This is a genomic window from Bacillus cereus group sp. BfR-BA-01522, assembly GCF_022662635.1.
In the GTDB taxonomy this organism is placed as follows: domain Bacteria; phylum Bacillota; class Bacilli; order Bacillales; family Bacillaceae_G; genus Bacillus_A; species Bacillus_A cytotoxicus.
In genome coordinates, this window is record NZ_JAKUDY010000001.1 from 261,759 (window position 1) to 284,558 (window position 22,800).

Sequence of the window (22,800 nt, forward strand, 5' to 3'; positions counted from 1 at the left end):
AAAGAATTTTTTATAAATATAGAGGGAGGTGAAAGGGTTTTAAAAGTCGAACAAAAAAGATATTTCGATAATATTTGTACGTGTTTTTCTTAGAAATGCTTTTCAAAGTAAAAAAAGTGCGTTATAATCCATCTATAAATAAGTTAGCTACACTCATATAATCGCAGGAATAAGGCCTGCAAGTTTCTACCGAAGTACCGTAAATACTTCGACTATGAGTGAGGACGAATAGATTTGCTTGTTTCGTATTCTTTTTTTCGCGAAGCTCCAAAAGCGCGTCTCTCACTTGTAACGAGTGGTGGCTGCTTTTGGGGTTTTTTATTTGCATAAGAGGAGGAACAAATATGAAAGTATTACAAGAAAAGATTTTAAGTGAAGGAAAAGTTTTATCTGGTGATGTATTGAAGGTAGATGCATTTTTAAATCATCAAATTGATCCAGTACTTATGCAAGAAATCGGAAAAGAGTTTGCAAAACGTTTTCAAGAAGAGAAAATTACAAAAATCGTGACGATTGAATCTTCTGGGATTGCACCAGCGGTTATGGCGGCTTTAGAACTTGGGGTAAAAGTAATCTTTGCAAGAAAGCGTAAATCGTTAACGTTACAAGAGAATATGTATGTTGCAAACGTATATTCATTTACAAAACAAGAAACAAATGAGATCTCACTATCTAAAAAACATATTCATGAAGATGATCGAGTGTTAATTATTGATGACTTTTTAGCAAATGGGCAAGCGGCTTTAGGGCTCATGAGCTTAGTAGAGCAAGCTGGAGCGAGCGTTTCGGGAATTGGGATCGTAATTGAAAAAGCATTTCAAGATGGAGGGAAGAAACTGCGTGAGAGAGGCGTTCGCGTAGAATCATTGGCAGAAATTGCATCGCTTGAAGATGGTACGGTTACCTTTGTTCAACATGAAACTGCGGAGGTGAGATAGCAATGAAGCAACATCCATTTAAAATTGCTTCTCTCGGTATGCAACATATGCTTGCGATGTACGCTGGGGCTATTATTGTTCCACTTATTGTTGGCGGAGGACTTGGACTAAGTCAGAAAGAATTAACTTATTTAGTTTCTATTGACTTATTAATGTGCGGCGTTGCTACAATCTTACAAGCATTATCAAATCGTTTTTTTGGAATTGGTCTCCCGGTTGTACTTGGATGTACATTTACAGCGGTTGGACCGATGATTGCAATCGGTAAGCAGTATGGTGTTTCTTCTATATATGGAGCAATTATTGCTGCTGGATTGTTCGTTGTTATTTTTGCGAAACTATTTGGCAAACTAGTAAAGTTATTTCCACCTGTTGTAACAGGTTCTGTTGTTACGGTAATTGGGGTTACGTTAGTTCCAGCAGCCATTAATGATATGGCTGGTGGTGCAGGGAGTAAAGACTTTGGAAGTTTGGAAAATTTAGCGTTAGCATTTGGTGTGCTACTATTTATCGTTATTATGTATCGTTTCTTTGATGGATTTATTCGTTCCATTTCTATTTTACTTGGTCTTTTATTTGGAACGATTATGGCAGCTTTAATGGGGAAAGTAAGCCTGCAGGCTGTTTGGGAAGCGGATTGGTTTCATGGAATACAGCCTTTTTATTTCGGAACACCTATATTTGCATTCACTCCAATGATTACGATGATTCTCGTTGCTTGCGTAGGGATAGTGGAAGCAACTGGGGTATATTTTGCTTTATCTGATATATGTAATAAAAAGATTGGCGAAAAAGATTTAACAAAAGGGTATCGTGCTGAAGGATTGGCGATGATTTTAGGTGGAATCTTTAATGCCTTTCCGTATACGACTTACTCACAAAACGTCGGTCTTGTGCAATTAACAGGTGTGCGAAATCGCATCATCATTTATGTATGTGGTGGTATGTTAATTGTGCTCGGATTTATCCCTAAAATTGCAGCCATTACAACGATTATTCCAAAGCCAGTGCTTGGCGGTGCAATGCTCGCAATGTTTGGGATGGTGATGGCATATGGAATTAAAATGTTAAGCAATGTTGATTTTGGAAAACAAGAAAACTTACTTATCGTGGCATGTTCTGTTGGAATTGGCCTTGGCGTAACAGTCGTTCCAACGTTATTCTCACAATTTCCAGAAAGTATTCGTATTTTAACAGACAATGGTATTGTACTTGGAAGTGCTTCAGCGGTTATTTTAAATATTGTATTTCATATGATTCCGGAGCGCAGAGCGAAAACAAAAGAAGAGCAAGTTTCAATGAAAAGTGCTGTCACAGAAATGTAAATCAACAAAAGCAAGGTTCTCATGAAGAGACCTTGCTTTTCTTTTTGATTGACATCAATTTCCCATATGTACCAAGGCGCCAAATGTATTCAAGTGGGCCATACAGATAGTGAGAAAGCCACCAGCGGCTAATAAAGATTTGTAGTGCATAAAAACTAATACAAAATAGCGGGCCTATCCATAATGGAACCGGCAAATCATTTTTGAAAAATAGACCGAACACAATCAATGTAATTGCTGTGTGTGAAATGTAGCTTGTTAGTGCCATTCGTCCTACATATTGGAAAGGCTGTAATAATTTTTGCCATTGTTCCTTTTGTAATAAACGCATAAGTGTGAGGATATAAAAAATAAATAAGGTTTTCCCACTAAACATTGTAAAACCACTCATGTAGATTGGTTCATAAGGCTGTTTTGTTACAAAGTAACGAATCATAAAGAACCACATCGGAAGTGTTAAGATAAACATAATGATTTGCCACTTTTTTAGTTTGGAATCTAATTCTTTTGCTTGGCGGAAAATGTCTTTTTTGCCAGCGTATAAGCCGAGTAAGAATAAACCAACTGTTTCGGGAAGCATTGAAATGTTTAAACCAATGGATTCAGAATAAAAGGCATGAAAGCGATCTTGCACTTGTATGCTCCAATTTTCTAATGGCATAATGGGTAGAGAAGACGCTAGTTCTTCTATTGGTACAAAAGCAATCATGATGCTAGCTAATAACATAAACAGTTGGAAAAGACCTAATAGAATCAATGAACATACTAAAATGGTATGTGGTTGTCTTTTGTAAAATAATAATAAGAAAAACCCCGCAATTGCATAACTATGTAAAATATCACCATCCCATAAAAGGACGTAATGCAAGAAGCCGAATAAGAATAAAATGAGAAGTCGACGAACGAATAATGTTTTTGGATGATCTGTTTTCGCTTCAGCGCGCTGCATAAAAATGAAAAAGCCTAATCCGAATAAAAATGAAAAAATAGTATAAAATTTTGTTTGAATAAACATGTCATAAAATAGGCGAATATAGCTGTCTATTCCTTCATAACTTCCTGTAATGTCACGAGAATCAACACCAGCAATAACGGGCCAGTTCACAAGAAAAATACCAAGTACAGCGATTCCTCTTATGATATCGATAGAATGAATCCTCTCACCTTGCGAAAGATTTTGTTCCATTATTCTCCTCCTTATCAAGTAAATCCCTTTTATTATACAAAATAGACAGGAAAGGGCATAGCGGGAATTTCCAATTATTGAAGCTACTAAGATGCGCTTGATGAGATATAATAAAGATGCACAACAAATTTTTTCACTCCTTTAAAACAGGTGGTCAAAGCCCCTTGGAAGAAAGGGGCTTTCTTTTTTAGAAATGTATTGATAATGATTCTCTTTAATGATAAAATGTATTCAAAAGTGATAATCATTATCAAAAAGGTTGGTGTGCGAAATGATATATGCATTTGTTGCAGGCACAGTTGCTATATATATTGGCATAACAAAGTATGTGTTAAATGGAGTCGGAGCAACAAAATGAAAAAGTTAATATAAAATCCCTTTCATCCTATAAAAAGAATGAAAGGGATTTTTTTATTTTTAATGAGAATATGCTGAAAATTTAGTATGATAATAAGGTATATACATCTTGGAATAAAGGGGAACAAGGGGATGACAAACATAGTACAGACAAACAGTATGAAAAAACTTGTTTGTTTTTATGAAGAATGGCAAAAGCATGGTGACACAGAAAATAGCTTGAAGTTGTTTGAAGTAATTCAAAAATATAAAGAAGAGCAGTTGATGATTGCTTTTTGTGGGCATTTTTCTGCTGGAAAATCGACGATGATGAATTACTTGTACAAAGCACAGTTATTGCCAACAAGTCCAATTCCAACTAGCGCAAATGTCGTTAAAATTGAAAAAGGACTGGATCGAGTTATTGTTACATTAAAATCAGGGGAGCATTATGAATATAGTGGTGCATATTCAGCAGAAGAGTTAAAACAGCTCTGTAAAAATGGGGATGAAATTATCGGTGTACATATTTACCGAAATGATGCACCGATTCCTGATGGTGTTATGCTTGTTGATACTCCTGGAATTGATTCAACAGATGATGCGCATCAACTAGCGACCGAATCTACACTGCATCTTGCGGATGTTATTTTTTATATGATGGATTATAATCATGTGCAGTCTGAAGTGAACTTACAATTTGTGAAAGAGCTAAAGCAGCGCAACAAAACGGTGTATCTTGTTGTGAATCAAATTGATAAGCATAAAGAAAATGAATTGTCATTTGCAGAGTATAAGCAAAGCGTGAAACAATCATTTTTAAATTGGGATATTCAAGTAGATGGTATCTTTTACACTTCATTGCGAATGATGAACCATCCGCATAATGAAATTCAAAGTTTAGAGCGTTTACTATTTTCTATTATGAAAGAGCGCGACCAACATGTGAAACAAGGGATGGAAAGAGAAACAGAATATTTATTACAAGAGCACCTTTCTGCTATTCTTGCTGAAAATGAAAAGCAACTTCAACCTTTTGAAAAAGAATTAGCTTCGCCGTTATCTCTTTCAGAAGTGAAAGAAAAGAAGGAAATGCTTCTTGAAAAGAAACAGCGTGCAATTCATAAAGAATCCGATGTAAGAAATGAATTTATAAAAGGCTTACAAGGAATATTGGATAATGCGTATTTAATGCCGTTTGAAATGAGAGAATTAGCAAATCAATATTTAGAAACAAAGTTAACGAAATTTAAAGTGGGTTTCCTATTTGCAAAAGGAAAAACAGAGCAAGAGAAACAAAGGCGATTGGAAGCATTTTATTCTGCTCTGAAAAAGGCTGTGGAAACACAAATTGATTTTCACGTGAAAGAATTTATCGTCTCTTTCTTAAAAGAAAAGGAGTTATTTACAGAAAATACAGGGAAATCCATATATGAATTGGAAATTGATTTTTCTCCTGCATTGTTAGCAGAAACGATTAAGCAAGGAGCTGGTTTTACAGGGGATTATTTACTTCTTTATACAGAAGATGTCGCAAATGAGCTTAAGAAAAGATATTTTGCGAAAGCGCGGCAAATTTTAGAGAGCAGTACGAGTATATTGAAAGAAAAGATCAAAGAAGAAATGGTTCATCTTGATGAAGAACTGGAGCAATATACCGTATTACAAACTGCAAAAGAAACGAAATTACAATATGCGGCAGCATATGATAAATACGAGAACTACTTACAGGACATTTGGAGAGAGCGCATCCCTGTGCCAGATGGGTTACAAATAGAAGAAATATTGCAAGGGAAGAAGTTAGTTGTAAATGAGAAGTTCACATTACAAGAACAAGAAGTGAAAACGGAAAGACTTTCTTATAATGAGGAAGAAAGAAAGAGCGAAGCAAAATTAAATATTCCTCACATATTAGAGCGGGTAAAAGGTGCAGAAAAGATAATAGAGTCACTTCCTACTTTGCAGCATTTATATCAAGAGGTGCTTGAAAAAAGAAAGCGTGTGGAAACAAAGCAGTTTACCGTTGCCCTTTTTGGAGCATTTAGTGCAGGGAAATCTTCATTTGCCAATGCGTTGCTTGGCGAAAACGTACTTCCGGTATCACCAAATCCAACAACGGCGACGATTAATCAAATTTTACCGGTTACAAAGGAGAAACCTCATGGTACGGTAGTTGTTCAGTTTAAATCAAAACAGGCATTATTAGAAGATATGAAAGCTGTTTATAAACTGTTTCATTATGAAATATCTACGTTGGAAGAAGCGCTGTCACAAATAGAGACAATTATTCAGTATCCATCACCAAGTGGAAAGCAGAAAACAACATTTAGTTTCTTGCGGGCAGTACAAAGAGGATATAGGGCGGTTTTCAATCAGTTAGGAGAGAAAGTGCAAGTAACAGTAGCTGAATTTGCTGATTATGTCGCGAATGAAGAAAAGTCATGTTTTGTGGAATATATGGAGCTTTATTACGACTGTGCGTTAACAAGACAAGGGGTGGCTTTAGTTGATACGCCAGGAGCAGATTCAATTAATGCTCGCCATACAGATGTGGCATTCCAATATATTAAAAATGCAGATGCGATTTTATTTGTAACATACTATAATCATGTGTTCTCAAGAGCAGATCGGGAGTTTCTCATTCAGCTTGGTCGCGTCAAAGATACATTTGCTCTTGATAAAATGTTCTTTTTAATCAATGCTGCAGATTTAGCACAATCTGAAGAAGAGCTTGAAATGGTAAAAGGTTATATTGCAGAGCAACTCTTACAATATGGTATTCGTAATCCGCGTCTCTTTGCGATTTCCAGCTTATGTGCATTAAAAGAAAAACAAGGTGACGTTATTGCGAAAGAACAGTATGGTGTTTTACAAGATTCGGGAATTTCTAAATTTGAAGAGTCATTTACATCATTTATGATGCACGATCTTATGCTTGTATCGATACATTCTTTATACAGAGCACTGCAAAGTGCAGATCAGCTGCTAACAAATATGATACAGGGGGCAAAACAAGGGAATAATGAAAAAGAGAAGCAAATAAAAAAATATGAAGCAGAGCGAGCACGGCTACTTCATATGATTTCATCATATAGTGTTTTGGCAGAAGAACAAGCAATGAAGAATGAAGTAAAAGAGCTGTTATATTATGTACAGCAACGCTTATTTTTACGTTATAACGATGTGTTTACGGAATTTATTAATCCTGCAGCACTTCGAACAGATGGAAGTGTGAAGGTGAAATTACAAGAATGTCTTATGGAATTAGTTGCGTTTATCCAACATGATGTATTACAAGAAATGCGAGCAACATCACTACGTCTTGAGAAATGGATTGATGAAGCGATAGGGCGGGCAAGAGATGAGATTGTAATGACATGCCAAAAAGAAAATGAATTCATTTCAATGAGCGAAGTAGCAGAGTATGAATATCAAGTGATAGCACATCAAGAACCATTTCCATCTATTGAAATGAAACATTTTAAAAAGGCGTTATCTCATTTTAAAAATGAGAAAAGCTTTTTTGAAAAAAATGATAAAGCAGCTATGCAAAGCGATACGAAAGAAGCGCTTGAGCCTTTCGTATCTCAATATGTAGCGGATGAAGAAAAATTATTTGTTAATCATTATAAACAGGAATGGGAAAGGAAATGGAACTTATCCCAAAATGTTATGCAGGAAGATGTGAAGCAGTATTACGCAAGTCTATTATTTGCTTTAGCAGAAACAATTGATGTGTCACTATATGAAACAAGTAAGGAACAATTACAAGAACAATTGATAGCGATTGAGAAAGAGATTCATATTTTATAATCTTTATGAAAAAAAGATTCGCTCAATTTTCTTCTGCAGAACAGTATCGAGTGATTTTACAAATCCGGCAAACTCGTCTGTGGAAATCATATGAGTTAATACTAAACGTCTACCATCCGGTGTTTCACCGCATAAGACGAATGAAGAAAATTCATATGTTTTCCCTTCGATAACTAATTTTGGATAGGAATAAGTTTCACTTTTCTTTTTCTTTGCATCAATTGAGATGACGTTGCACTTTTTCTCATTGTTGTCCATGGTGAATCCCTCCTTTGTATTACTTATGGTAGACAAGGAGGGTTTAGAACAAGAGAAAGGAGAGAATTTTTATAGCGATTGTAATTGAACGCATACAAAAGGAAAATGCTCCTCGGTCATTATTATTACTTGCTGATCCGAGTGAGCAACAAATTGATTCATATGTAAAACGTGGTCGCATTTATGTTGCAAAAGATGAAGAAAACGTAATAGGTGTATATGTATTACTGGAAACAAGGCCATATACAATGGAAATCATGAACCTTGCTGTTGTAGATGAGCTGCAAGGGAGAGGAATTGGTAAACAATTGTTATGCCACGCTATTCAAACAGCGAAAGAATATCATATGCATACACTTGAAATAGGGACAGGAAATTCTAGCGTTTCGCAGCTTGCTTTATATCAAAAATGTGGTTTTCGCATTGTTTCGATTGATTTTGATTACTTTTCAAAGCATTATGAAGAGGAGATTATTGAAAATGAAATTGTATGTCGTGATATGATTCGGCTTACAATGACGCTTTAAGTAGTGGTTTATCCCGCTATTTTAGGGCAGTAAGACTCCCGCCTCAAGATTCAGAAAGAAGCAAGGAAGATAGGTGGAAGTAGGGCTGCCCGTAACAGCTCGATTGGTGAGGGCTCATAATCAGCGGGGGATGAAGAACCCCCCCCACTGATTAAAGTTTCACTTTATTAAATCTAGGGGGTAGTGAAGATGGAAGTACATACAGCAATTACAGCACATTCTCGTAAGCAAAATGAAATTGTGAAGACTTTTTTACAATTAGAAGCGCAGCGTGAAGCAGCAATTGATGCTGTAGTAGCACTTGCGTCAAGTGGAAAGCAGTTTTCGGTAGATGCAATTAATAGGATCACAAAACAAATGAATGAACTGGCTAAACGAGGTATCGTACCACAGCGTAAGATTGTAACAGCGAATATGGTTATGGAGTATGTAAAGCGCTTGTCAGAGAAAGAAGGTCGTTAAGCATGATTGTCACGGTTGAATGGTTACGTAATCATATAGAAGATGAACATGTTCGAGTGATTGATTGCCGTTTTGATTTAGCAAATCCAAATTGGGGCCGGCAGCAGTATGAACAAGAGCATATCCCTTACGCATTATATTTTGATTTGAATCGTGATTTATCGAGCCCTGTAACGAAGCACGGTGGGCGCCATCCGCTTCCTAATATGAAAGAGTTTGCCGAAAAGCTTTCGCAAGCTGGCATTGATGAAAATACGACAGTTGTTGCATATGATAGTCAAAGCGGTGCGATGGCTTCACGTTTATGGTGGCTGTTAACGTATGCAGGGCATAAGAAAGTATATGTGTTAAATGGAGGATTTCCTGTATGGAAAGAACGGAATTTACCAACAGAATCTGAATGTACTGAAGTGAAGCGGAAAGAGTTCATTCCAAACGTACAAGAAAATATGCTTATAACGATGGAAGAGGTGAGAGAAAGTATTCGTACCAATGCCGATATGACATTAATTGATTCGCGAGAGCCAAAACGGTATGCTGGTATAGAAGAGCAAGTGGATTCTCAGGCTGGACATATTCCAACAGCACAAAACTATTTTTGGAAAGAAGGAATCACAGAAGAAGGTAAGTTCAAAGAACAAAAAGAACAAGAAGAGCGCTTCCATCATCTCGATAAAGAGAAAGAAATCATCGTGTATTGTGGCTCTGGCGTAACGGCTTGTCCGAATATATTAGCGTTACAAACAGCTGGTTTTCAGAATGTAAAATTATATGCCGGAAGTTGGAGCGATTGGATTTCTTATCCAGAAAACGAAATTGAAAAAGAACAGTAGTAAACTCTTGCATACGAAAATATTTTGTATTAAAATAAGGTCACAGTAAGAAGTTGTTGTATAAATATTATATTTTACACATTGTTTGTAATGTGGTAAGATAACGACAAGTAAATAACACATCCTGCGGTGTGCGTAACTCATTTATGTCTAAAACCGATGTTAGTAATAAGGAAGCTCAACATTTAGTTATTATAATCAAGCCTTCCTTGTGGAGGAAGATGTATGGTAACTGTGAGGGCATCCACCTGCGAGTAGCGGGTTTTTGGACATTTAGGAGGAACGGCACGTGCGGGGGTTTTATTTCAACTCATATCATATAAAATTCCTACGGTGTACGTAGCTTATGTATGTCTTAAACCAATGAGTATAATAAGGAAGTTCAATATTTAAATGTAAACAGTAGGCCGTCTTTTTAAGAAGGAAACTGGGAGCGTTTGTGAGGACATCCACCTGTGAGAGCAGGTTTATGGACATCTAGAGAGAACGGCAGATGTGGGACTATATAAAAAACCTTACGTTTGAGGCGTAAGGTTTTTATTATGGTAATTGGAAAGCTTATCGATGTTCGTTATTAAAAGTTCCATAATACACATAGCATTTTCGGTCTTCATCAATTTCTCTTGAGTCTAATGTAAATTCTATAAATTGTTCATCTTTTTGTATATAGATGATATCGGAGTGGAGAATCGCTAAAATATCCTCATGATTCCAAACCTCTTTACTTTCAAGTAAAATAGAGTCCGTCCCTTGTAGCTCTCTAATTTCAAAACCGATATGAGAATATGTATGATCTAAGGGATCATTAAGAAAATCTTCTTTTTGTACGTATAAGACCGCTGTTTCATCATGATCCATCGCGGTTGCTGTTACAACATACGTATCCCCTTCTTTCACGAAATACTCACAGGTCATTCTAGCGATGACTTCCGAAACAGGAATATTTATATAGTTCCATAAGGCAGGATATTGTTCCTCTTTACTATTCAGTCGATATTCTAACCGCAATTTCCATCCCTCTTCCTTTTTCTTCTACTTTATCATGAATTCTTTTATAATAAAAATATAATTTATAAAGGGGAGTGGGAAGGTGACAAAAACAAAATTGTTAGTATCAAGTGTAATTACTTCTTTAATGGCAACTACTGTATCAGGTTGTACACAAGATCTTCCACCAAAACCAAAGGATAAAAGTTGTTCGAAGTGGAAGTGGGATGATGAGATGGGGGTTTGGCGATGTAATGATGGTTACTCGAGCCATGGTGGAGCTTATTATTATGGCGGGAAATATTATCGTAATAAGGATACTCTTACAAAATCATCGAAGTTTAAGTCGTATCAAGCTTCTTCCAAATTTAAAGGAGGGATTGGTAGCGGTACAAAAGGTGGATTTGGAGGGTGAATAATGTCCTTATATAGAAAGGAAAGAAAACGATTTTATTCCAAATTCCCTCATTTTTGGTCTGATTTATATGGTGGGGAATATAGCTTGTTTTATCTTTTTGAAATAACGGAAGAAACGGTTCGGAATTTACAACTTGCGACAGAGCGAATGGGAAAAATATTTTTTAAGACTGCTAGACTTCTTCGCACGTTATCTGACGCACAGCTTCTTGAACTTGGATTTCCACTTTCCAGTCTACCTTATATTAGAATGAGGTCTTTGTTTCCTGAATCTGTTATTTCGCGTTTTGATTTCGCTGTGACAGATGGTGGAATAAAAATGCTGGAGTTTAATAGCGATACGCCGACCTTTATTATGGAATGTTTTCAAATAAATGGAGCAGTTTGTAAGGCCTTTGATTGTTATGATCCAAACAAGCAGCAAGAACGTCTTCTTTCTTCGGGGATAACAAAAGCTGTAACGGAAAGTGCGAAAGGAATTGCAAATCCAAATGTAGTATTTACAGCTCATCATGAACATATAGAAGATTGGAATACAACGCAATATTTGAGAGAATTATGTCAAGTGGAAAGTAAAATCGTACCAATGTCAGAGCTAAGAATTACGGATGAAGCTTTAGTTGATACGGACGGTATTCCGATTGATGTTTTATATCGGCAAACGTATCCAATTGAAGACTTACTTGAGGATCATGACCCGATTACTGGAGATTTTGTTGGGATTGAGTTATTGCAACTTGTGAAGAGAGGGAAGCTTTCGATTATTAATCCGATTTCGGCCTTTCTTATGCAGCCGAAATCCGTTCAAAGTTTAATTTGGGGGTTAGCAGAGGAGGAGGCTTTTTATACAAGGGAAGAACAAGAGTGGATTCAGACATATATGCTTCCTACATACTTAGAGCCTGATGAATTTTTAGGAAAAGATGCCTTTGTTCAAAAGCCTTCGTTTGGCCGGGAAGGCGACACTGTTACAATTCGTGATAAAGACATGAAAATTATGACGCAAAATACATATCAAACATATAAAAAAGAACTACCAGTATTTCAAAAGTACATAGAACTTCCAGTTGTTTCTCTTGAGACTGCAAAAGGGAAAGAAGATTTGTCCTATGTATTTGGTTCGTTTTTAATTGCTGGGAAGCCAAGTAGCATTGGGATACGTGCTGGTGAAAAGATTACAGGGAATGAATCTTATTATTTACCTATAGGAATCAAAAAGGGGGAGTATACATGACGAATTTTTTACTTTATTTAGTTGTTTCGTTAGGTCTTTTATGCATCGGTCTGTTTCTTATGGAAGTGACGACAAAAGTGAAAGAATTTTCGCTTATGGCAAAAGGAAATAAAGCGGCGAGCTATGCGCTTGGAGGGAGAGTTCTTGGTCTCGCCATCGTTCTTTATTCAACGGCCGCTCATTCCGTTTCATTGCTTGATATGCTTATATGGGGAGCAATTGGTGTATTGGCACAAATCATTGTGTTCTACTTAGCAGAATGGTTAACGCCTCGTTTTAATATTAATCAAAGCATTGAAGAAGATAATCAGGCGGTTGGCCTTTTCCTTATGTTTTTATCCGTGTCCATCGGAATTGTCATTGCTGGATGTTTAACCTATTAAGCTCCTAGTTTCCAAGAAATACTTGTTGCAATTTAAAAACTTTAAACCGAAAGTGTTGACATCTATTTTAAATCAGAGTAACATTTTCTATGTAATGCAATAAAGTCTCTGTTAGGTGAGGCTCCTGTATAGAGAAATGCTACTGCCCAAAAATGTCGAGAGACGCCAATGGGTCAACAGGAATGATCGAATTAAGGTTTTTCTTAATGTAGCTGGTAATGTACCTATGCTATACAGTGCTAAAGCTCGGCGAGGGAGAGGTTCGTAGATTTCTATATGGAGTAGAAATCGTTTATTTCTGTATGTTATGGCCTTTACTCGTTTTTGAGTAAAGGTCTTTTTGTTAACGTGCTATGAGAATTTTCATAGTATGAATTGTAATTAAAATGAAAGAGGAGGTGAGGAGCATGTCGAACTCTGACTCGGTTCCGTTACCCATATACTTGGAAGCAAAAATATATAATGTAGGTAGGAAACGACTTGTTCCTCCCCCTATATGGAATCATAAGGTGACACTTTTGGAGCATCGTAAGCTAAATATGGAACACTTTAAAGGGGATACTGTTAAAGTGGGGTAAATTGAGAAACAAAGCGTTTCTTCCTATGTTGTAAAGGAGGAGACGAGCATATGTTACATGTAAACAAACTTGTGGGTAACACTTCTCACAAACAGAGTAAAAAAGGAATGAAAGAACAAATATTGTTACAACAAAATAAAGAGTTGTTAATTGAAATCGCAACAAGAGACGTGAAATCTGTATTTGTTTATTTTAAAACAACAAGAGACGGTCTTTCTATGAAAGAAGCACAAAAGCGTATCCATGTGTACGGGAAAAATGAATTCTCTTCCAAACGTACACTTTTGACAAATGTAATCATGAAACTAGGCGGAGTGATTCCTAGTTTGACAAAACAACGTGAGCAGTGTGATGTGGAAACAGTTACAGTTTCTAGGGTAGAAGGAGAGATGAAGCAAGAATCGAAAAGAATCAATCTTCCTGTTACAGAACTTGTTCCGGGAGATATCGTTTTTCTTTCTGCAGGTGATACAGTTCCAGCTGATGTTCGCATTATTTACGCAAATGATTTATTAGTGGATGAATCTATGTTAACTGGAAAAGAAACAAATGTAGAGAAATTTGAAAGCTGTTATTATCTCGAACGCAAACGTTTTATTCCATTAAAACGAATGAAAGACTACAACCCACTTCAACTTGAAAATGTATGTTTTAAAGGAACAAAAGTGGTAAGTGGTGCAGCGAAGGCAGTTGTTATTTCAACAGGTAAAAATACGTATCCTGGATTGCTTCATACATGTTGCATGCAAACATCTTGAGTTACGAATGGTGCTAAATATGAAAAAACATTGTATAATAAATGGGTTGAAAAAACGTAGAATGGTAATCTATTTGATATAACCTTACGTGTTAGCGTGAGGTTATTATTTTTTGTTAGTAGGAGAGGAATTATGAATAAAGTATTGTTAGTTGATGGAATGGCATTATTATTTCGTGCTTTTTATGCAACAAGTGTATACGGACAATTTATGAAGCGACAAGATGGTACTCCGACAAATGGGATTCATGGTTATATGAAACATTTATTAACGGCGGCGCAAACGATTGAACCCACTCATATTGTAACGTGCTGGGATATGGGCAGTACAACATTCCGAACAGAATCATTTTCAAATTATAAAGCAAATCGGGCAGCGCCTCCAGAAGAGTTGATTCCGCAATTTGATTTAGTTCAGGAAATGACTGCACAGTTATCCATTCCTGTCATCGGTATGAAAGGGTATGAAGCTGATGACTGCATTGGAACGTTAGCGAAAAAGTATTGCAGTGAAGCAGAGGTATATATATTAACCGGCGATACAGATTTATTGCAGCTTGTTGATACGAATGTTACAGTCATGCTACTTCGCAAAGGGGTTGGAAATTATGAGTACTATACCCCGGAAAAAATTATGGAAGAAAAAGGAGTAGAGCCTTGGCAAATCGTTCACGCTAAAGCATTTATGGGTGATACAAGTGATAATTATCCAGGTGTAAAAGGAATCGGTGAAAAAACGGCTTATAAATTAATTCAAGAATATGGTACAGTAGCTGCGGTATTAGAAAATATTTCATCGTTGACGAAAGCGCAGCGAACAAAAATTGAAAATGATTTAGAGAATTTAAATCTATCCTTACAATTAGCGGAAATTCATTGTGAAGTTCCCATTTCGTGCTCATTAGAAGAAAGTGTGCACGAAATTGATGAAAGTAAGATGCGCAGTGTTTGTAATCAAATGAATTGGGGCAGACCTGAAATGTTCATAAGTATGTTATAAAAAATGTCTGATCAAGTAGAGCTTGGTCAGACATTTTTTTGTTAGAATATTTTACTATGATTTCTGCTTTAATTCTTGTATTCTTTTTTCTCCCCAGTCATACATCATTTGTAAAATAGGTTGTAAGCTTTCACCAAGTTCTGTTAAAGAATATTCAACTTTAGGTGGAACTTCTGGATAGACCTTTCTTGTAACGACCCCATCATCTTCTAATTCACGTAACTGTTTGGTTAACACTTTATGAGTAATTTTTGGGAAAAGTTGCTGAATAGCACTAAAGCGCATTGGACCATGTATTCCTAGCCGATATAAAATAACAATTTTCCACTTGCCACTTATAATAGATAACGTTAATTCTTTTGCGCAATGAAATTCTTTACTCTTTATTTTTTGTAATACGTCATCACGTAAGTCTTTTCCCATGTTTTTCACCTTCCATTTCATATCCTAGAGGATACTTTCTATCCTTAAAGTGCATTCTTTTCCCATTGTTACATTACACTTATAATAAAAGAAAGCGCTTTATTCTATATTAACACAATTAGGGTTGGGAATTTTAGTATAGAGGGGGAGTATAGATGCAGGAAGTGGGGGAAATGACAAAAAATTTTATTAGTATCTCTTTGGTAGAGGAACCAATCAATATTAATAGTCGTTATACATTTAGTCTACCGCTATATACGATTGGTATATTATGTATGGAGTTACTTAACAAAGGGTATTTACAGCTTAACCATAAAGAAGAATTAGAAATCATCAAAGAAAAAACTAGTAATCGTGGGTATGTAAAACATCTTATGGAATATGTGAAGCAGAAGCGAGGACGTACGTGTAAAGAATGGATGCATTATTTTGCCGAAAAGACGAAAATAACAAATGATATATTTAAAAGTATTGTGAAAGAAATGAAGGAAGAAGGTACAGTTCGGTACCATATGAAAAAAAGCGTTATGAATGTGTTTTCACAAACAAAAATTGAATATGTTACAGGTACAAACTCGTTTGTAGAGCATATGAAACAAGATTCCTTGATGGAAAGAGAAGATAAACTTGAGCTGATGCTGCTGTTATGTGAATACGGTGGTGCAGAACGAGCTACTTTACAAAGAGACAAAGTCTATCGATTCATACAACAAATGCAAGAAGGGATTTTAGAAGGGGCACAAAGAAAGGTTTTATTTGTGTAAAAATAAATTTGATGAAAACAGGTTCTTCGGATAGGAGAACCTGTTTATGTAGGAAAAATCCAAACGCGTGCGAATAAAGAAATTTTCAAAGAAAATTCATTCTCATCTTGCATAAAAACATGTATGATAGGAAAGGGACAATTTTTAAATTAGGTGGGAACAGCATGCAGACAGTGCAGGATTATCTTTCATTCTTATATGCAAAAGGATTCAAGTTATCTGAAGAAGCACAAGGGTTTATTAGGTTTGGTCAAGGATATACAGGTGCATCGGATACAATTGTAAACGCAGCGATTGAGGCGACAATTAAACATCAATTAGAGTTTGATGGGAGTTATTTTGTGGCGCTGCTAGAAAGATTGAAAGAAGAACAAATTACCGATAAAAAAAGCGCAAAGGCTTTTATGCGGAAGTTACAAGCTTAACTTCACGCAGCCTGCGCTTCTTTTTTTGCTTTTGAAGGAAGTTCCACAAAAATCATACCGAGAAAAATACAAAGGCAGCCGAGGATGGCTGAAGTAGATAGCTGTTCACCGGCAACAAGGACGCCTGTTAAAGCAGCGAAGACGGGTTCCATTGCAAAAATAATCGCAACCCTTGTTGGAGAGGTATGTTTTTGGGCTGCTGTTTGAATAAAAAAGGCAATAGAGGTTGCAAATAAAGATGTAGCAAGTAGCGCAAATAAGAAAGCGCTGTTCGTCCATAAAGAAGTAGAGAATATTTTTTCGTAATCTTCAAATAAAAAGGCGCAAATAGTCGAAAAGACTCCGACAGATAAGATTTGAGATGTACTTAATAATAAAGGTGATATTTTTTTGGAAAAGACGCCGTTGATTAAAATATGGGCTGCAAAGGCAATCGCACAGCCGAGAACGAGTATGTCTCCGATATTAAGCTGAAAGGAATCAGCAGCAGTTAATAAATAAAGGCCGATTGTGGCAGTGAGAATGCCGATTAAAACAGAGGGCGACGCCTTTTGTTTTAAAAAAATGAATGAAAGAATCGGAACCATAATAATGCTGAGCCCCGTCAGAAATCCTGCTTTAGAAGAGGTTGTATAAAGCAAGCCAAATGTTTGCAAAAGATAGCCAGCAAACAGAAAAAAGCCTACAATGAGTCCAGCGAAACTACTACAGTACATTTGTTTCTTTGAAATCTTTTTTGAAAATAGAATTTGGATGAATAATAAAATGATGCCAGCGCATAAAAAACGAATAGCGTTAAATGTAAAAGGATTCACAAATGACATTGCATTTTGAACAACGACAAATGTAGCTCCCCAAATAAAGGAGACGAATAATAAAGCAAAAGGAGCAATCCACTCTTTCTTCATATTAAGACCTCCGTTCATTTTGTAAAATCGCTTTTCTTGCTAGCTCATCTGCAACTTTATTTTGACTGCTTGGAACCCACTTGATAAAGAAAAGCTCGAACTTATCAATATATGTTAATGCTTCTTGTAAAAGTGGAGCGTATGTTTTGTTTTTTGCATATTCTTTTTCAATCGCACGTTCTACAAGCTGAGAATCGGTGCGAAATGATACAATGCTATAATTATGTTTTATACAATATTTTAATGCGATAAGTAAGGCATGGTACTCAGCTTCATGGTTTGACATGCTCCCAAGAGGGATAGATAATTGCACCGGTTGCTGAATCCCTTTAATAAAAACGCCTGCACCAGAAGGACCAGGATTTCCTTTTGATGCGCCATCAATATATACTTCAATCAAAATAAGATACCTCCGTTAATGAATCATAAGGATCCCCCCGCCTTATTTATGAGAAAAGCGGGGGAGAAAGTTGTATATGTACTATCCAATTGTAATGCTATAACGACATGTAAATGTTTCATTCGCTTGTAAAGACTGAATTCCCTTTTTCTCTTTGAAATCTTTTGCTCTGTTTACTTCATCAGCAATTCCATACCAAGGTTCAATGCATAGGAAAGGAGCATTGTTTCCGGGTGTCCATACCCCGACGAATGGGAAGCCTGTAAATGTTACTTTCACAAATTTATTATGCTTATGAGATCGAATTGCGATTTCATTTGTATTCATATTTTCAAAAATAAGAGCATCATTTTTGAATAAATCATATGTAAGCGGTAATTCTGATGCATGATCTACAATAAGCTGTTTTTCCTTTGAAAGAAATGGTCCTTCTAAAATGCTCGTTTCTAAATATTCTGGTCCACGGAATGCAAGGTAGTAATCTGTAAATGATGTACTTTCTACAAGTGGGCAATTGAATCCAGGGTGAGCACCAATGGAAAAGAACATTTCTTGCGAAGATGGATTATGTACGTTGTAAGTAACGTGTAGAGTTTGCCCCTCGAGTTCATAAGAAACGAATAATTCAAATTCATAGGGATATTTTTGTAACGTTTCTGCATTGCTCGTGACGATATAAGTAATAGTTGTTTCACTCTGTTCTTTTATAGAAAAGGGAAGATCGCGGGCGAAACCGTGTTGTGTTAATGAGTAAGCAATGCCGTCTACATAATAGGTATGATCGACTAATCTACCGACGATTGGGAATAAAAGGGGAGCGCGGCGTCCCCAATAGTTAGCGTCTCCTTGCCATAAGTATTCGGTGTTGTCTTCTTTTAAACGAATGCTTTGTAGTTCTGCACCTTTTTCAGAGATGGAAACGATTACTTTTTCATTTTGAATTGTTGCTATCATGAAGTGAAACCTCCTAAATAGTTCATCGTTCTTATTATACGTTGTCTATAAGAAAAAAGGTAGTAATCTATTGACGAATGGTTAGCTATTGCGTACAATATGAAATTGTTGTGTAAAAACGAATCACGTGGTTCGAAACCATCCCACGTAAAAAAACTAAGGAGTTTTTATGATGAATATTAAAACATTAGTTGGAAATGGTATTATTGCAGCTTTATATATTGCTGTTTCCACACTGATTCAGCCATTTGGCTTTACAAATGTACAGTTCCGGGTGTCGGAGATGTTCAATCATCTCGTTGTATTTAATAAAAAATCCATTTACGGAATTGTTTTAGGTGTATTTTTAACAAACTTATTTTTCTCACCGATGATTGCATACGATTTAGTATTTGGAGTAGGACAGTCAGTTTTTTCGCTTCTTGCTACCATTATTTCGATGCGCTTTATTAAAGGAGTTTGGGAACGGATGATTTTTAATACAGTTATCTTTACGATTACAATGTTTATGATAGCGATTGAACTTCATCTTGCATTTGATCTACCATTTTTACTGACATGGCTTACATGTGCAGCTGGTGAATTTGTTGTCATGGCAGTTGGAATGCCGGTTATGTATTGGATTAATAAACGAGTACAATTTGAAAAAATGATGTAAATCATAAAGAAAGAGGCCGTGCCAATTGAAATAGATTGGGCGGCCTCTTTGTACATAAAGTGAAACTTTAACCAGTGGGAAGGTTCTTCAGTCCGCATCGACCTTTCTTGTTCCGCTCTCTATCTTGAGATGGGAGTTTTACTACCTTAAATTAGAAAGATAAACGTTTCCCTGAAAAATGAAATGTTCATATAACAAATGGATACCGGATTCACTCGCATATAATATACGGATTTTTGATAAAATATAATAACAGATAAGAAGTCATCTATAAGGGGAAAATAATATGAAATACAAAATTCATTGGCAATATAAAACAAAACATGGTCTTCAAACTGAATTAACAACAGAGTATATAAGTATCGAGGAAGCACTTCAACTTGCAGCTGACTTTGAGAAAACTGGACGTGTAAAGACCCTTATATTTTATGATGAAATGAATGTAGAGTGGACGCTAAAAGAAATGAAAAAGCTCAGTAAACAAGTAGAAGAGGAACCACAAGATATTCATCTTTATTTTGATGGTGGCTACGATGTCGAAACAAAAACAGCAGGTATTGGTATATGCGTCTACTATAAAAAGGGAAGTAGTAATTATCGAATTCGTCGCAATGCTTACATAGAAGGAATATATGATAATAATGAAGCTGAATATGCAGCATTGCAATATGGCATACATGTATTGGAAGAATTACAAGTGAAATATGAAGCAGTTAGACTACGCGGTGATTCGCAAGTTGTACTGCAACAACTTGCTGGAAAATGGCCATGTTACGATGAGCATTTGAATGATTATTTAGATCAGATTGAACAAAAGGCGAAGCAAATGAAATTGAAACTGATTTGTGAGCCAGTAGCGCGAAAACAAAATAAAGAAGCTCATCAATTGGCGACACAGGCGCTAGAAGGGATAGCAATCGATAGTCATATAGAAATAACTGGATAAAGGGGTGTAGTGGTGAATAAAAAGCGACTGATTATCGAGGTGAATGATTTATTAGAGACATATTGTCAAGATTGTTTTTTACAAGAACATAATCGGCAAACGCATAGTAAGTACTATGCCCATTCTTTTTGTATTCGGCAATGCACAGTTGGACAACAGTTAAAGAAATATGGAAATCAATTATCATAAAAAAACATCCAGAGGTTCCTCTGGATGTTTTTTATCGTCTCATTTCTTCCTCTCATATATAGAATTCAGTTAGAGGGAAGATCAATGCTTAGCTTCTTGTAATTGATGTTCGCATTGGTCTAATTTTTTTTCTTCATTTCGTAAAAAAGGTTCATCTAAATCCGTTGCAACGGATTTCATAATTTCAAGTTGGGAGCGTGCCGACTCAACTGCATTTGTCGCATGCTCCAAGGATTCCGGGTCCATTGTAATCGTTGCAGAACCTACTAGTTTTTGTGCAGTTTCTACGCGGAATTTTACTTCTTCAAAATCATTTACATGTGAGCCCATCCTGATTACCTCCTTTGTAGTTTCACATTTCACATAGTTTTTGCTCTGCAAAAGGGAAATATACAAAGGAATAAGAAAGGAGGCTACCTCATTGGTAACCCCCTATTATACGTTAGATTAAAGTTTTACTACGTTAGCTGCTTGAGGTCCGCGGTTACCTTCAACGATGTCGAAAGAAACTTCTTGACCTTCTTCTAAAGATTTGTAGCCTTCGCCTTGGATTGCTGTGAAGTGTACGAATACATCGTCAGCACCTTCGATTTCGATGAAACCAAACCCTTTTTCGTTGTTAAACCATTTTACTTTTCCTTGCATGTTACAATTCCTCCTAAAAACAATTACTTTTTCATTTAGTCATATTCATTTTAAATATTGCACATTCACAAAACTAGAAATGCTATATTCTCGAATATTCTGCTAAATGATTAATTTAAATATACACGAAATGGTAGAATTTAGTCAAGTAAGCGGTTTTAAATTTTTGTATTTTTAAATAATTTTTTGCTCAAATTTCTTATATTTTGAATGGAACAAAATATAAAAAACTGCATTGAATCCAACTTTTCTTTATTATTTTGGAATCCTAGTTTTAATGGGAAATACATACTGCTATTTTTCTTCATGCGCACAACTACTTCTGTATAGTATGAGAGTATTTTTCAAACGTTTTTAGTGTAAAACAAGGAATTTTGCAGCAGAATATAGAATATATTCATTAAGAAGGCTTCGGTGTTTTTTCATAGCGGATTTTTCCTTACAATATATACTCCTTCAGTCTTATTTGAAGGGATATGTGAGAGGAAGCTGAACTGATGTTGTTCATACAAGATTGAAGGGGAGATTGTTATGTATCGAACCATTATTCATGGAAAAGAAATCATTATTACACTAGGTCCAAAAATTCGAAAAGAAGTGACCGACAGAAATTCGTTATATGAAGCTGTACTTCAAACGGTAGAAAGACTATTACAAACAAAGCAACCAACGTTTGCAGTAAATCATGATGAGTTTGGACTGATTATTGGTGAAGTGCAGAGAGGGGAAGTAACGGTTTTTGCGGTTGAACATATTATTCCGAAGCAAAATATATTTGATCCAAAGAACTTTTTGTCTACAATAAATCGGCAAGCAAATTTGTAATATCATGTGAATACGATAGATAAAAAAGCAGTCGTAACGGTAGTCGTTACGACTGCTTTTTTTCTGAAAGAGGGGGATGAAACGAGTTGTTAAGGGATTCTTTTTACGACATGATAGTGTAATGATGTTTAGATTTATTGCGAAAAAATATAGTAGAAAATTGTAGTAATATGACAGGAAATGTCTACTGAAAAACCTTTGCAGCAAAGGAGAGATTGTCTAAAATAAATATAAGTTTCTGAATATTTATAAAATTTAGACCTTTGAAATGGAGAGGAGAATGGGAAATGAAACGAGAGGATAGTTCGGCGCGTCAGTTGCAAAGAGAGATCAATTATACAGAAATTGTGCAATCAACTGAATTTCAAGCATTGTTAGAAAAGAAGAAGAGATTTATTATTCCGATGAGCATCTTTTTCTTTAGTTTTTTCATTGCCTTACCGATTTTAACATCGTATTCAAAAGTGTTACATACAAAAGTGTTTGGTGATGTGACATGGGCGTGGATTTTCGCTTTTGCTCAATTTGTTATGACGTGGGCGCTTTGTATGATTTATAGCAAAAAAGCTGAATCATTTGATGAAATTGCTCAGAGGATTCTCCACGATGTGAAAAAAGGGAGGGGATAA

At 35.9% G+C, this 22,800-nt stretch carries 27 protein-coding genes, 2 other RNA genes and 3 riboswitches; of the genes, 20 read left to right on the forward strand and 9 right to left on the reverse strand.

What is annotated here, in order from left to right; translation table 11 throughout:
* Positions 1-133: 133 nt before the first annotated feature.
* Positions 134-235, forward strand: a riboswitch (purine riboswitch).
* Positions 236-344: 109 nt separating this feature from the next.
* Positions 345-938 (forward strand): xanthine phosphoribosyltransferase, encoded by a 594-nt coding sequence (locus MR059_RS01360; RefSeq protein ID WP_012093792.1) that lies wholly within the window; start codon positions 345-347, stop codon positions 936-938.
* A gap of 2 nt (positions 939-940) precedes the next feature.
* The gene (gene pbuX / locus MR059_RS01365) at positions 941-2,263 is read left to right on the forward strand and encodes a xanthine permease PbuX (RefSeq protein ID WP_242161403.1); all 1,323 of its coding nucleotides are present in this window, start codon (positions 941-943) and stop codon (positions 2,261-2,263) included.
* A 19-nt stretch (positions 2,264-2,282) separates the two neighbouring features.
* Here pbuX and MR059_RS01370 read toward each other — a convergent pair whose 3' ends face one another.
* Entirely contained in the window at positions 2,283-3,449 is a 1,167-nt protein-coding gene (locus tag MR059_RS01370; protein ID WP_242161405.1) for a DUF418 domain-containing protein, read from the reverse strand.
* 489 nt (positions 3,450-3,938) lie between these two features.
* Here MR059_RS01370 and MR059_RS01375 point away from each other — a divergent pair, with 489 nt between their 5' ends.
* Positions 3,939-7,598, forward strand: a complete 3,660-nt coding sequence (locus tag MR059_RS01375; protein WP_242161407.1) for a dynamin family protein — start codon at positions 3,939-3,941, stop codon at positions 7,596-7,598.
* A gap of 3 nt (positions 7,599-7,601) precedes the next feature.
* Here the strand turns inward: MR059_RS01375 and MR059_RS01380 are convergent, their stop codons facing one another.
* Entirely contained in the window at positions 7,602-7,856 is a 255-nt protein-coding gene (locus MR059_RS01380) for a DUF3931 domain-containing protein (protein ID WP_012093796.1), read from the reverse strand.
* A 71-nt stretch (positions 7,857-7,927) separates the two neighbouring features.
* Here MR059_RS01380 and MR059_RS01385 point away from each other — a divergent pair, with 71 nt between their 5' ends.
* The 5 genes from MR059_RS01385 (at position 7,928) to ssrS (MR059_RS01405) (ending at position 10,184) form a co-directional block, all read left to right on the forward strand.
* On the forward strand, positions 7,928-8,383 hold the full coding sequence (locus MR059_RS01385; RefSeq protein ID WP_087094724.1) for a GNAT family N-acetyltransferase: 456 nt from the start codon (positions 7,928-7,930) through the stop codon (positions 8,381-8,383).
* Between the two features lie 189 nt (positions 8,384-8,572).
* Positions 8,573-8,845, forward strand: a complete 273-nt coding sequence (locus tag MR059_RS01390; RefSeq protein ID WP_087094725.1) for a YpbS family protein — start codon at positions 8,573-8,575, stop codon at positions 8,843-8,845.
* Positions 8,846-8,847: 2 nt separating this feature from the next.
* On the forward strand, positions 8,848-9,678 hold the full coding sequence (locus MR059_RS01395; RefSeq protein ID WP_087094726.1) for a sulfurtransferase: 831 nt from the start codon (positions 8,848-8,850) through the stop codon (positions 9,676-9,678).
* Positions 9,679-9,796: 118 nt separating this feature from the next.
* Positions 9,797-9,980, forward strand: a non-coding RNA gene (ssrS, locus tag MR059_RS01400) — 6S RNA.
* A gap of 20 nt (positions 9,981-10,000) precedes the next feature.
* Positions 10,001-10,184: non-coding RNA, 6S RNA (ssrS, locus tag MR059_RS01405), on the forward strand.
* 52 nt (positions 10,185-10,236) lie between these two features.
* Here the strand turns inward: ssrS (MR059_RS01405) and MR059_RS01410 are convergent.
* On the reverse strand, positions 10,237-10,686 hold the full coding sequence (locus tag MR059_RS01410; RefSeq protein ID WP_242161409.1) for a hypothetical protein: 450 nt from the start codon (positions 10,684-10,686) through the stop codon (positions 10,237-10,239).
* A gap of 82 nt (positions 10,687-10,768) precedes the next feature.
* Here MR059_RS01410 and MR059_RS01415 point away from each other — a divergent pair, with 82 nt between their 5' ends.
* The 5 genes from MR059_RS01415 to MR059_RS01435 all read left to right on the forward strand — a co-directional run bounded on the left by MR059_RS01415 (position 10,769) and on the right by MR059_RS01435 (position 15,034).
* The gene (locus tag MR059_RS01415; RefSeq protein WP_242161411.1) at positions 10,769-11,080 is read left to right on the forward strand and encodes a hypothetical protein; all 312 of its coding nucleotides are present in this window, start codon (positions 10,769-10,771) and stop codon (positions 11,078-11,080) included.
* A gap of 3 nt (positions 11,081-11,083) precedes the next feature.
* Positions 11,084-12,316 carry a glutathionylspermidine synthase family protein gene (locus tag MR059_RS01420; protein WP_242161413.1) on the forward strand — a complete coding sequence of 411 codons (1,233 nt, stop codon included), beginning with the start codon at positions 11,084-11,086 and terminating at the stop codon, positions 12,314-12,316.
* Positions 12,313-12,699 (forward strand): DUF350 domain-containing protein, encoded by a 387-nt coding sequence (locus tag MR059_RS01425; protein ID WP_012093803.1) that lies wholly within the window; start codon positions 12,313-12,315, stop codon positions 12,697-12,699. Before MR059_RS01420 ends, MR059_RS01425 begins: the two co-directional genes overlap by 4 nt.
* A 100-nt stretch (positions 12,700-12,799) precedes the next feature.
* A riboswitch (M-box (ykoK) riboswitch) is annotated at positions 12,800-12,963 on the forward strand.
* 364 nt (positions 12,964-13,327) lie between these two features.
* Positions 13,328-14,035 carry a P-type ATPase actuator domain-containing protein gene (locus tag MR059_RS01430; protein WP_012093804.1) on the forward strand — a complete coding sequence of 236 codons (708 nt, stop codon included), beginning with the start codon at positions 13,328-13,330 and terminating at the stop codon, positions 14,033-14,035.
* Between the two features lie 132 nt (positions 14,036-14,167).
* A complete protein-coding gene (locus MR059_RS01435; protein WP_012093805.1) occupies positions 14,168-15,034 on the forward strand; it encodes a 5'-3' exonuclease in 867 nt (288 codons plus the stop codon).
* A gap of 54 nt (positions 15,035-15,088) precedes the next feature.
* On the opposite strand, the gene MR059_RS01440 is transcribed toward MR059_RS01435, so the two are convergent.
* On the reverse strand, positions 15,089-15,457 hold the full coding sequence (locus MR059_RS01440; protein WP_012093806.1) for a winged helix-turn-helix transcriptional regulator: 369 nt from the start codon (positions 15,455-15,457) through the stop codon (positions 15,089-15,091).
* 155 nt (positions 15,458-15,612) lie between these two features.
* Here MR059_RS01440 and MR059_RS01445 point away from each other — a divergent pair, with 155 nt between their 5' ends.
* Together MR059_RS01445 and MR059_RS01450 are read left to right on the forward strand one after the other, a co-directional pair.
* The gene (locus tag MR059_RS01445) at positions 15,613-16,221 is read left to right on the forward strand and encodes a hypothetical protein (RefSeq protein ID WP_087094729.1); all 609 of its coding nucleotides are present in this window, start codon (positions 15,613-15,615) and stop codon (positions 16,219-16,221) included.
* 164 nt (positions 16,222-16,385) lie between these two features.
* On the forward strand, positions 16,386-16,646 hold the full coding sequence (locus MR059_RS01450) for a DUF6123 family protein (RefSeq protein WP_012093808.1): 261 nt from the start codon (positions 16,386-16,388) through the stop codon (positions 16,644-16,646).
* 2 nt (positions 16,647-16,648) lie between these two features.
* Here MR059_RS01450 and MR059_RS01455 read toward each other — a convergent pair whose 3' ends face one another.
* The 3 genes from MR059_RS01455 to MR059_RS01465 form a co-directional block, all read right to left on the reverse strand.
* The gene (locus MR059_RS01455) at positions 16,649-17,554 is read right to left on the reverse strand and encodes a DMT family transporter (RefSeq protein ID WP_242161415.1); all 906 of its coding nucleotides are present in this window, start codon (positions 17,552-17,554) and stop codon (positions 16,649-16,651) included.
* Between the two features lies 1 nt (position 17,555).
* Positions 17,556-17,954 carry a reverse transcriptase-like protein gene (locus tag MR059_RS01460; RefSeq protein WP_012093812.1) on the reverse strand — a complete coding sequence of 133 codons (399 nt, stop codon included), beginning with the start codon at positions 17,952-17,954 and terminating at the stop codon, positions 17,556-17,558.
* Positions 17,955-18,035: 81 nt separating this feature from the next.
* A complete protein-coding gene (locus MR059_RS01465) occupies positions 18,036-18,908 on the reverse strand; it encodes an aldose 1-epimerase family protein (protein ID WP_242161417.1) in 873 nt (290 codons plus the stop codon).
* A gap of 121 nt (positions 18,909-19,029) precedes the next feature.
* Positions 19,030-19,074: riboswitch (PreQ1 riboswitch) on the forward strand.
* Positions 19,075-19,080: 6 nt separating this feature from the next.
* Between MR059_RS01465 and MR059_RS01470 the strand changes: the two genes are divergently transcribed.
* From MR059_RS01470 to MR059_RS01480, 3 genes are all read left to right on the forward strand, one after another.
* Positions 19,081-19,566 carry a QueT transporter family protein gene (locus MR059_RS01470; RefSeq protein WP_041809608.1) on the forward strand — a complete coding sequence of 162 codons (486 nt, stop codon included), beginning with the start codon at positions 19,081-19,083 and terminating at the stop codon, positions 19,564-19,566.
* A gap of 286 nt (positions 19,567-19,852) precedes the next feature.
* Positions 19,853-20,512, forward strand: coding sequence for a ribonuclease H family protein (locus MR059_RS01475; RefSeq protein ID WP_012093816.1), 660 nt, complete (start codon positions 19,853-19,855; stop codon positions 20,510-20,512).
* A 12-nt stretch (positions 20,513-20,524) separates the two neighbouring features.
* Positions 20,525-20,701: a zinc-finger domain-containing protein gene (locus tag MR059_RS01480; protein WP_012093817.1), complete on the forward strand. Its 177-nt coding sequence runs from the start codon at positions 20,525-20,527 to the stop codon at positions 20,699-20,701.
* Positions 20,702-20,782: 81 nt separating this feature from the next.
* Here MR059_RS01480 and MR059_RS01485 read toward each other — a convergent pair whose 3' ends face one another.
* Both MR059_RS01485 and cspD read right to left on the reverse strand, forming a co-directional pair.
* Positions 20,783-21,031: a DUF2564 family protein gene (locus tag MR059_RS01485; RefSeq protein ID WP_048722634.1), complete on the reverse strand. Its 249-nt coding sequence runs from the start codon at positions 21,029-21,031 to the stop codon at positions 20,783-20,785.
* Between the two features lie 117 nt (positions 21,032-21,148).
* The gene (gene cspD / locus MR059_RS01490; RefSeq protein ID WP_012093819.1) at positions 21,149-21,346 is read right to left on the reverse strand and encodes a cold-shock protein CspD; all 198 of its coding nucleotides are present in this window, start codon (positions 21,344-21,346) and stop codon (positions 21,149-21,151) included.
* Between the two features lie 531 nt (positions 21,347-21,877).
* Here cspD and MR059_RS01495 point away from each other — a divergent pair.
* Together MR059_RS01495 and MR059_RS01500 are read left to right on the forward strand one after the other, a co-directional pair.
* Complete coding sequence (locus MR059_RS01495) at positions 21,878-22,171, forward strand: hypothetical protein (protein ID WP_012093820.1); 294 nt, start codon at positions 21,878-21,880, stop codon at positions 22,169-22,171.
* Between the two features lie 287 nt (positions 22,172-22,458).
* A complete protein-coding gene (locus MR059_RS01500) occupies positions 22,459-22,800 on the forward strand; it encodes a DUF485 domain-containing protein (protein ID WP_012093821.1) in 342 nt (113 codons plus the stop codon).

Bases quoted from the DNA above. Each gene is read 5' to 3' on its own strand.
- MR059_RS01425 (WP_012093803.1), top strand. From the start codon at position 12,313: ATGACGAATTTTTTACTTTATTTAGTTGTTTCGTTAGGTCTTTTATGC.
- MR059_RS01430 (WP_012093804.1), top strand. From the start codon at position 13,328: ATGTTACATGTAAACAAACTTGTGGGTAACACTTCTCACAAACAGAGT.
- MR059_RS01475 (WP_012093816.1), top strand. From the start codon at position 19,853: ATGAAATACAAAATTCATTGGCAATATAAAACAAAACATGGTCTTCAA.
- MR059_RS01445 (WP_087094729.1), top strand. From the start codon at position 15,613: ATGCAGGAAGTGGGGGAAATGACAAAAAATTTTATTAGTATCTCTTTG.
- MR059_RS01370 (WP_242161405.1), bottom strand. From the start codon at position 3,449: ATGGAACAAAATCTTTCGCAAGGTGAGAGGATTCATTCTATCGATATC.
- MR059_RS01470 (WP_041809608.1), top strand. From the start codon at position 19,081: ATGAATATTAAAACATTAGTTGGAAATGGTATTATTGCAGCTTTATAT.
- MR059_RS01500 (WP_012093821.1), top strand. From the start codon at position 22,459: ATGAAACGAGAGGATAGTTCGGCGCGTCAGTTGCAAAGAGAGATCAAT.
- MR059_RS01495 (WP_012093820.1), top strand. From the start codon at position 21,878: ATGTATCGAACCATTATTCATGGAAAAGAAATCATTATTACACTAGGT.
- MR059_RS01435 (WP_012093805.1), top strand. From the start codon at position 14,168: ATGAATAAAGTATTGTTAGTTGATGGAATGGCATTATTATTTCGTGCT.
- MR059_RS01485 (WP_048722634.1), bottom strand. From the start codon at position 21,031: ATGGGCTCACATGTAAATGATTTTGAAGAAGTAAAATTCCGCGTAGAA.
- MR059_RS01440 (WP_012093806.1), bottom strand. From the start codon at position 15,457: ATGGGAAAAGACTTACGTGATGACGTATTACAAAAAATAAAGAGTAAA.
- MR059_RS01375 (WP_242161407.1), top strand. From the start codon at position 3,939: ATGACAAACATAGTACAGACAAACAGTATGAAAAAACTTGTTTGTTTT.
- MR059_RS01380 (WP_012093796.1), bottom strand. From the start codon at position 7,856: ATGGACAACAATGAGAAAAAGTGCAACGTCATCTCAATTGATGCAAAG.
- MR059_RS01360 (WP_012093792.1), top strand. From the start codon at position 345: ATGAAAGTATTACAAGAAAAGATTTTAAGTGAAGGAAAAGTTTTATCT.
- cspD (WP_012093819.1), bottom strand. From the start codon at position 21,346: ATGCAAGGAAAAGTAAAATGGTTTAACAACGAAAAAGGGTTTGGTTTC.
- MR059_RS01450 (WP_012093808.1), top strand. From the start codon at position 16,386: ATGCAGACAGTGCAGGATTATCTTTCATTCTTATATGCAAAAGGATTC.
- MR059_RS01465 (WP_242161417.1), bottom strand. From the start codon at position 18,908: ATGATAGCAACAATTCAAAATGAAAAAGTAATCGTTTCCATCTCTGAA.
- MR059_RS01420 (WP_242161413.1), top strand. From the start codon at position 11,084: ATGTCCTTATATAGAAAGGAAAGAAAACGATTTTATTCCAAATTCCCT.
- pbuX (WP_242161403.1), top strand. From the start codon at position 941: ATGAAGCAACATCCATTTAAAATTGCTTCTCTCGGTATGCAACATATG.
- MR059_RS01395 (WP_087094726.1), top strand. From the start codon at position 8,848: ATGATTGTCACGGTTGAATGGTTACGTAATCATATAGAAGATGAACAT.
- MR059_RS01455 (WP_242161415.1), bottom strand. From the start codon at position 17,554: ATGAAGAAAGAGTGGATTGCTCCTTTTGCTTTATTATTCGTCTCCTTT.
- MR059_RS01390 (WP_087094725.1), top strand. From the start codon at position 8,573: ATGGAAGTACATACAGCAATTACAGCACATTCTCGTAAGCAAAATGAA.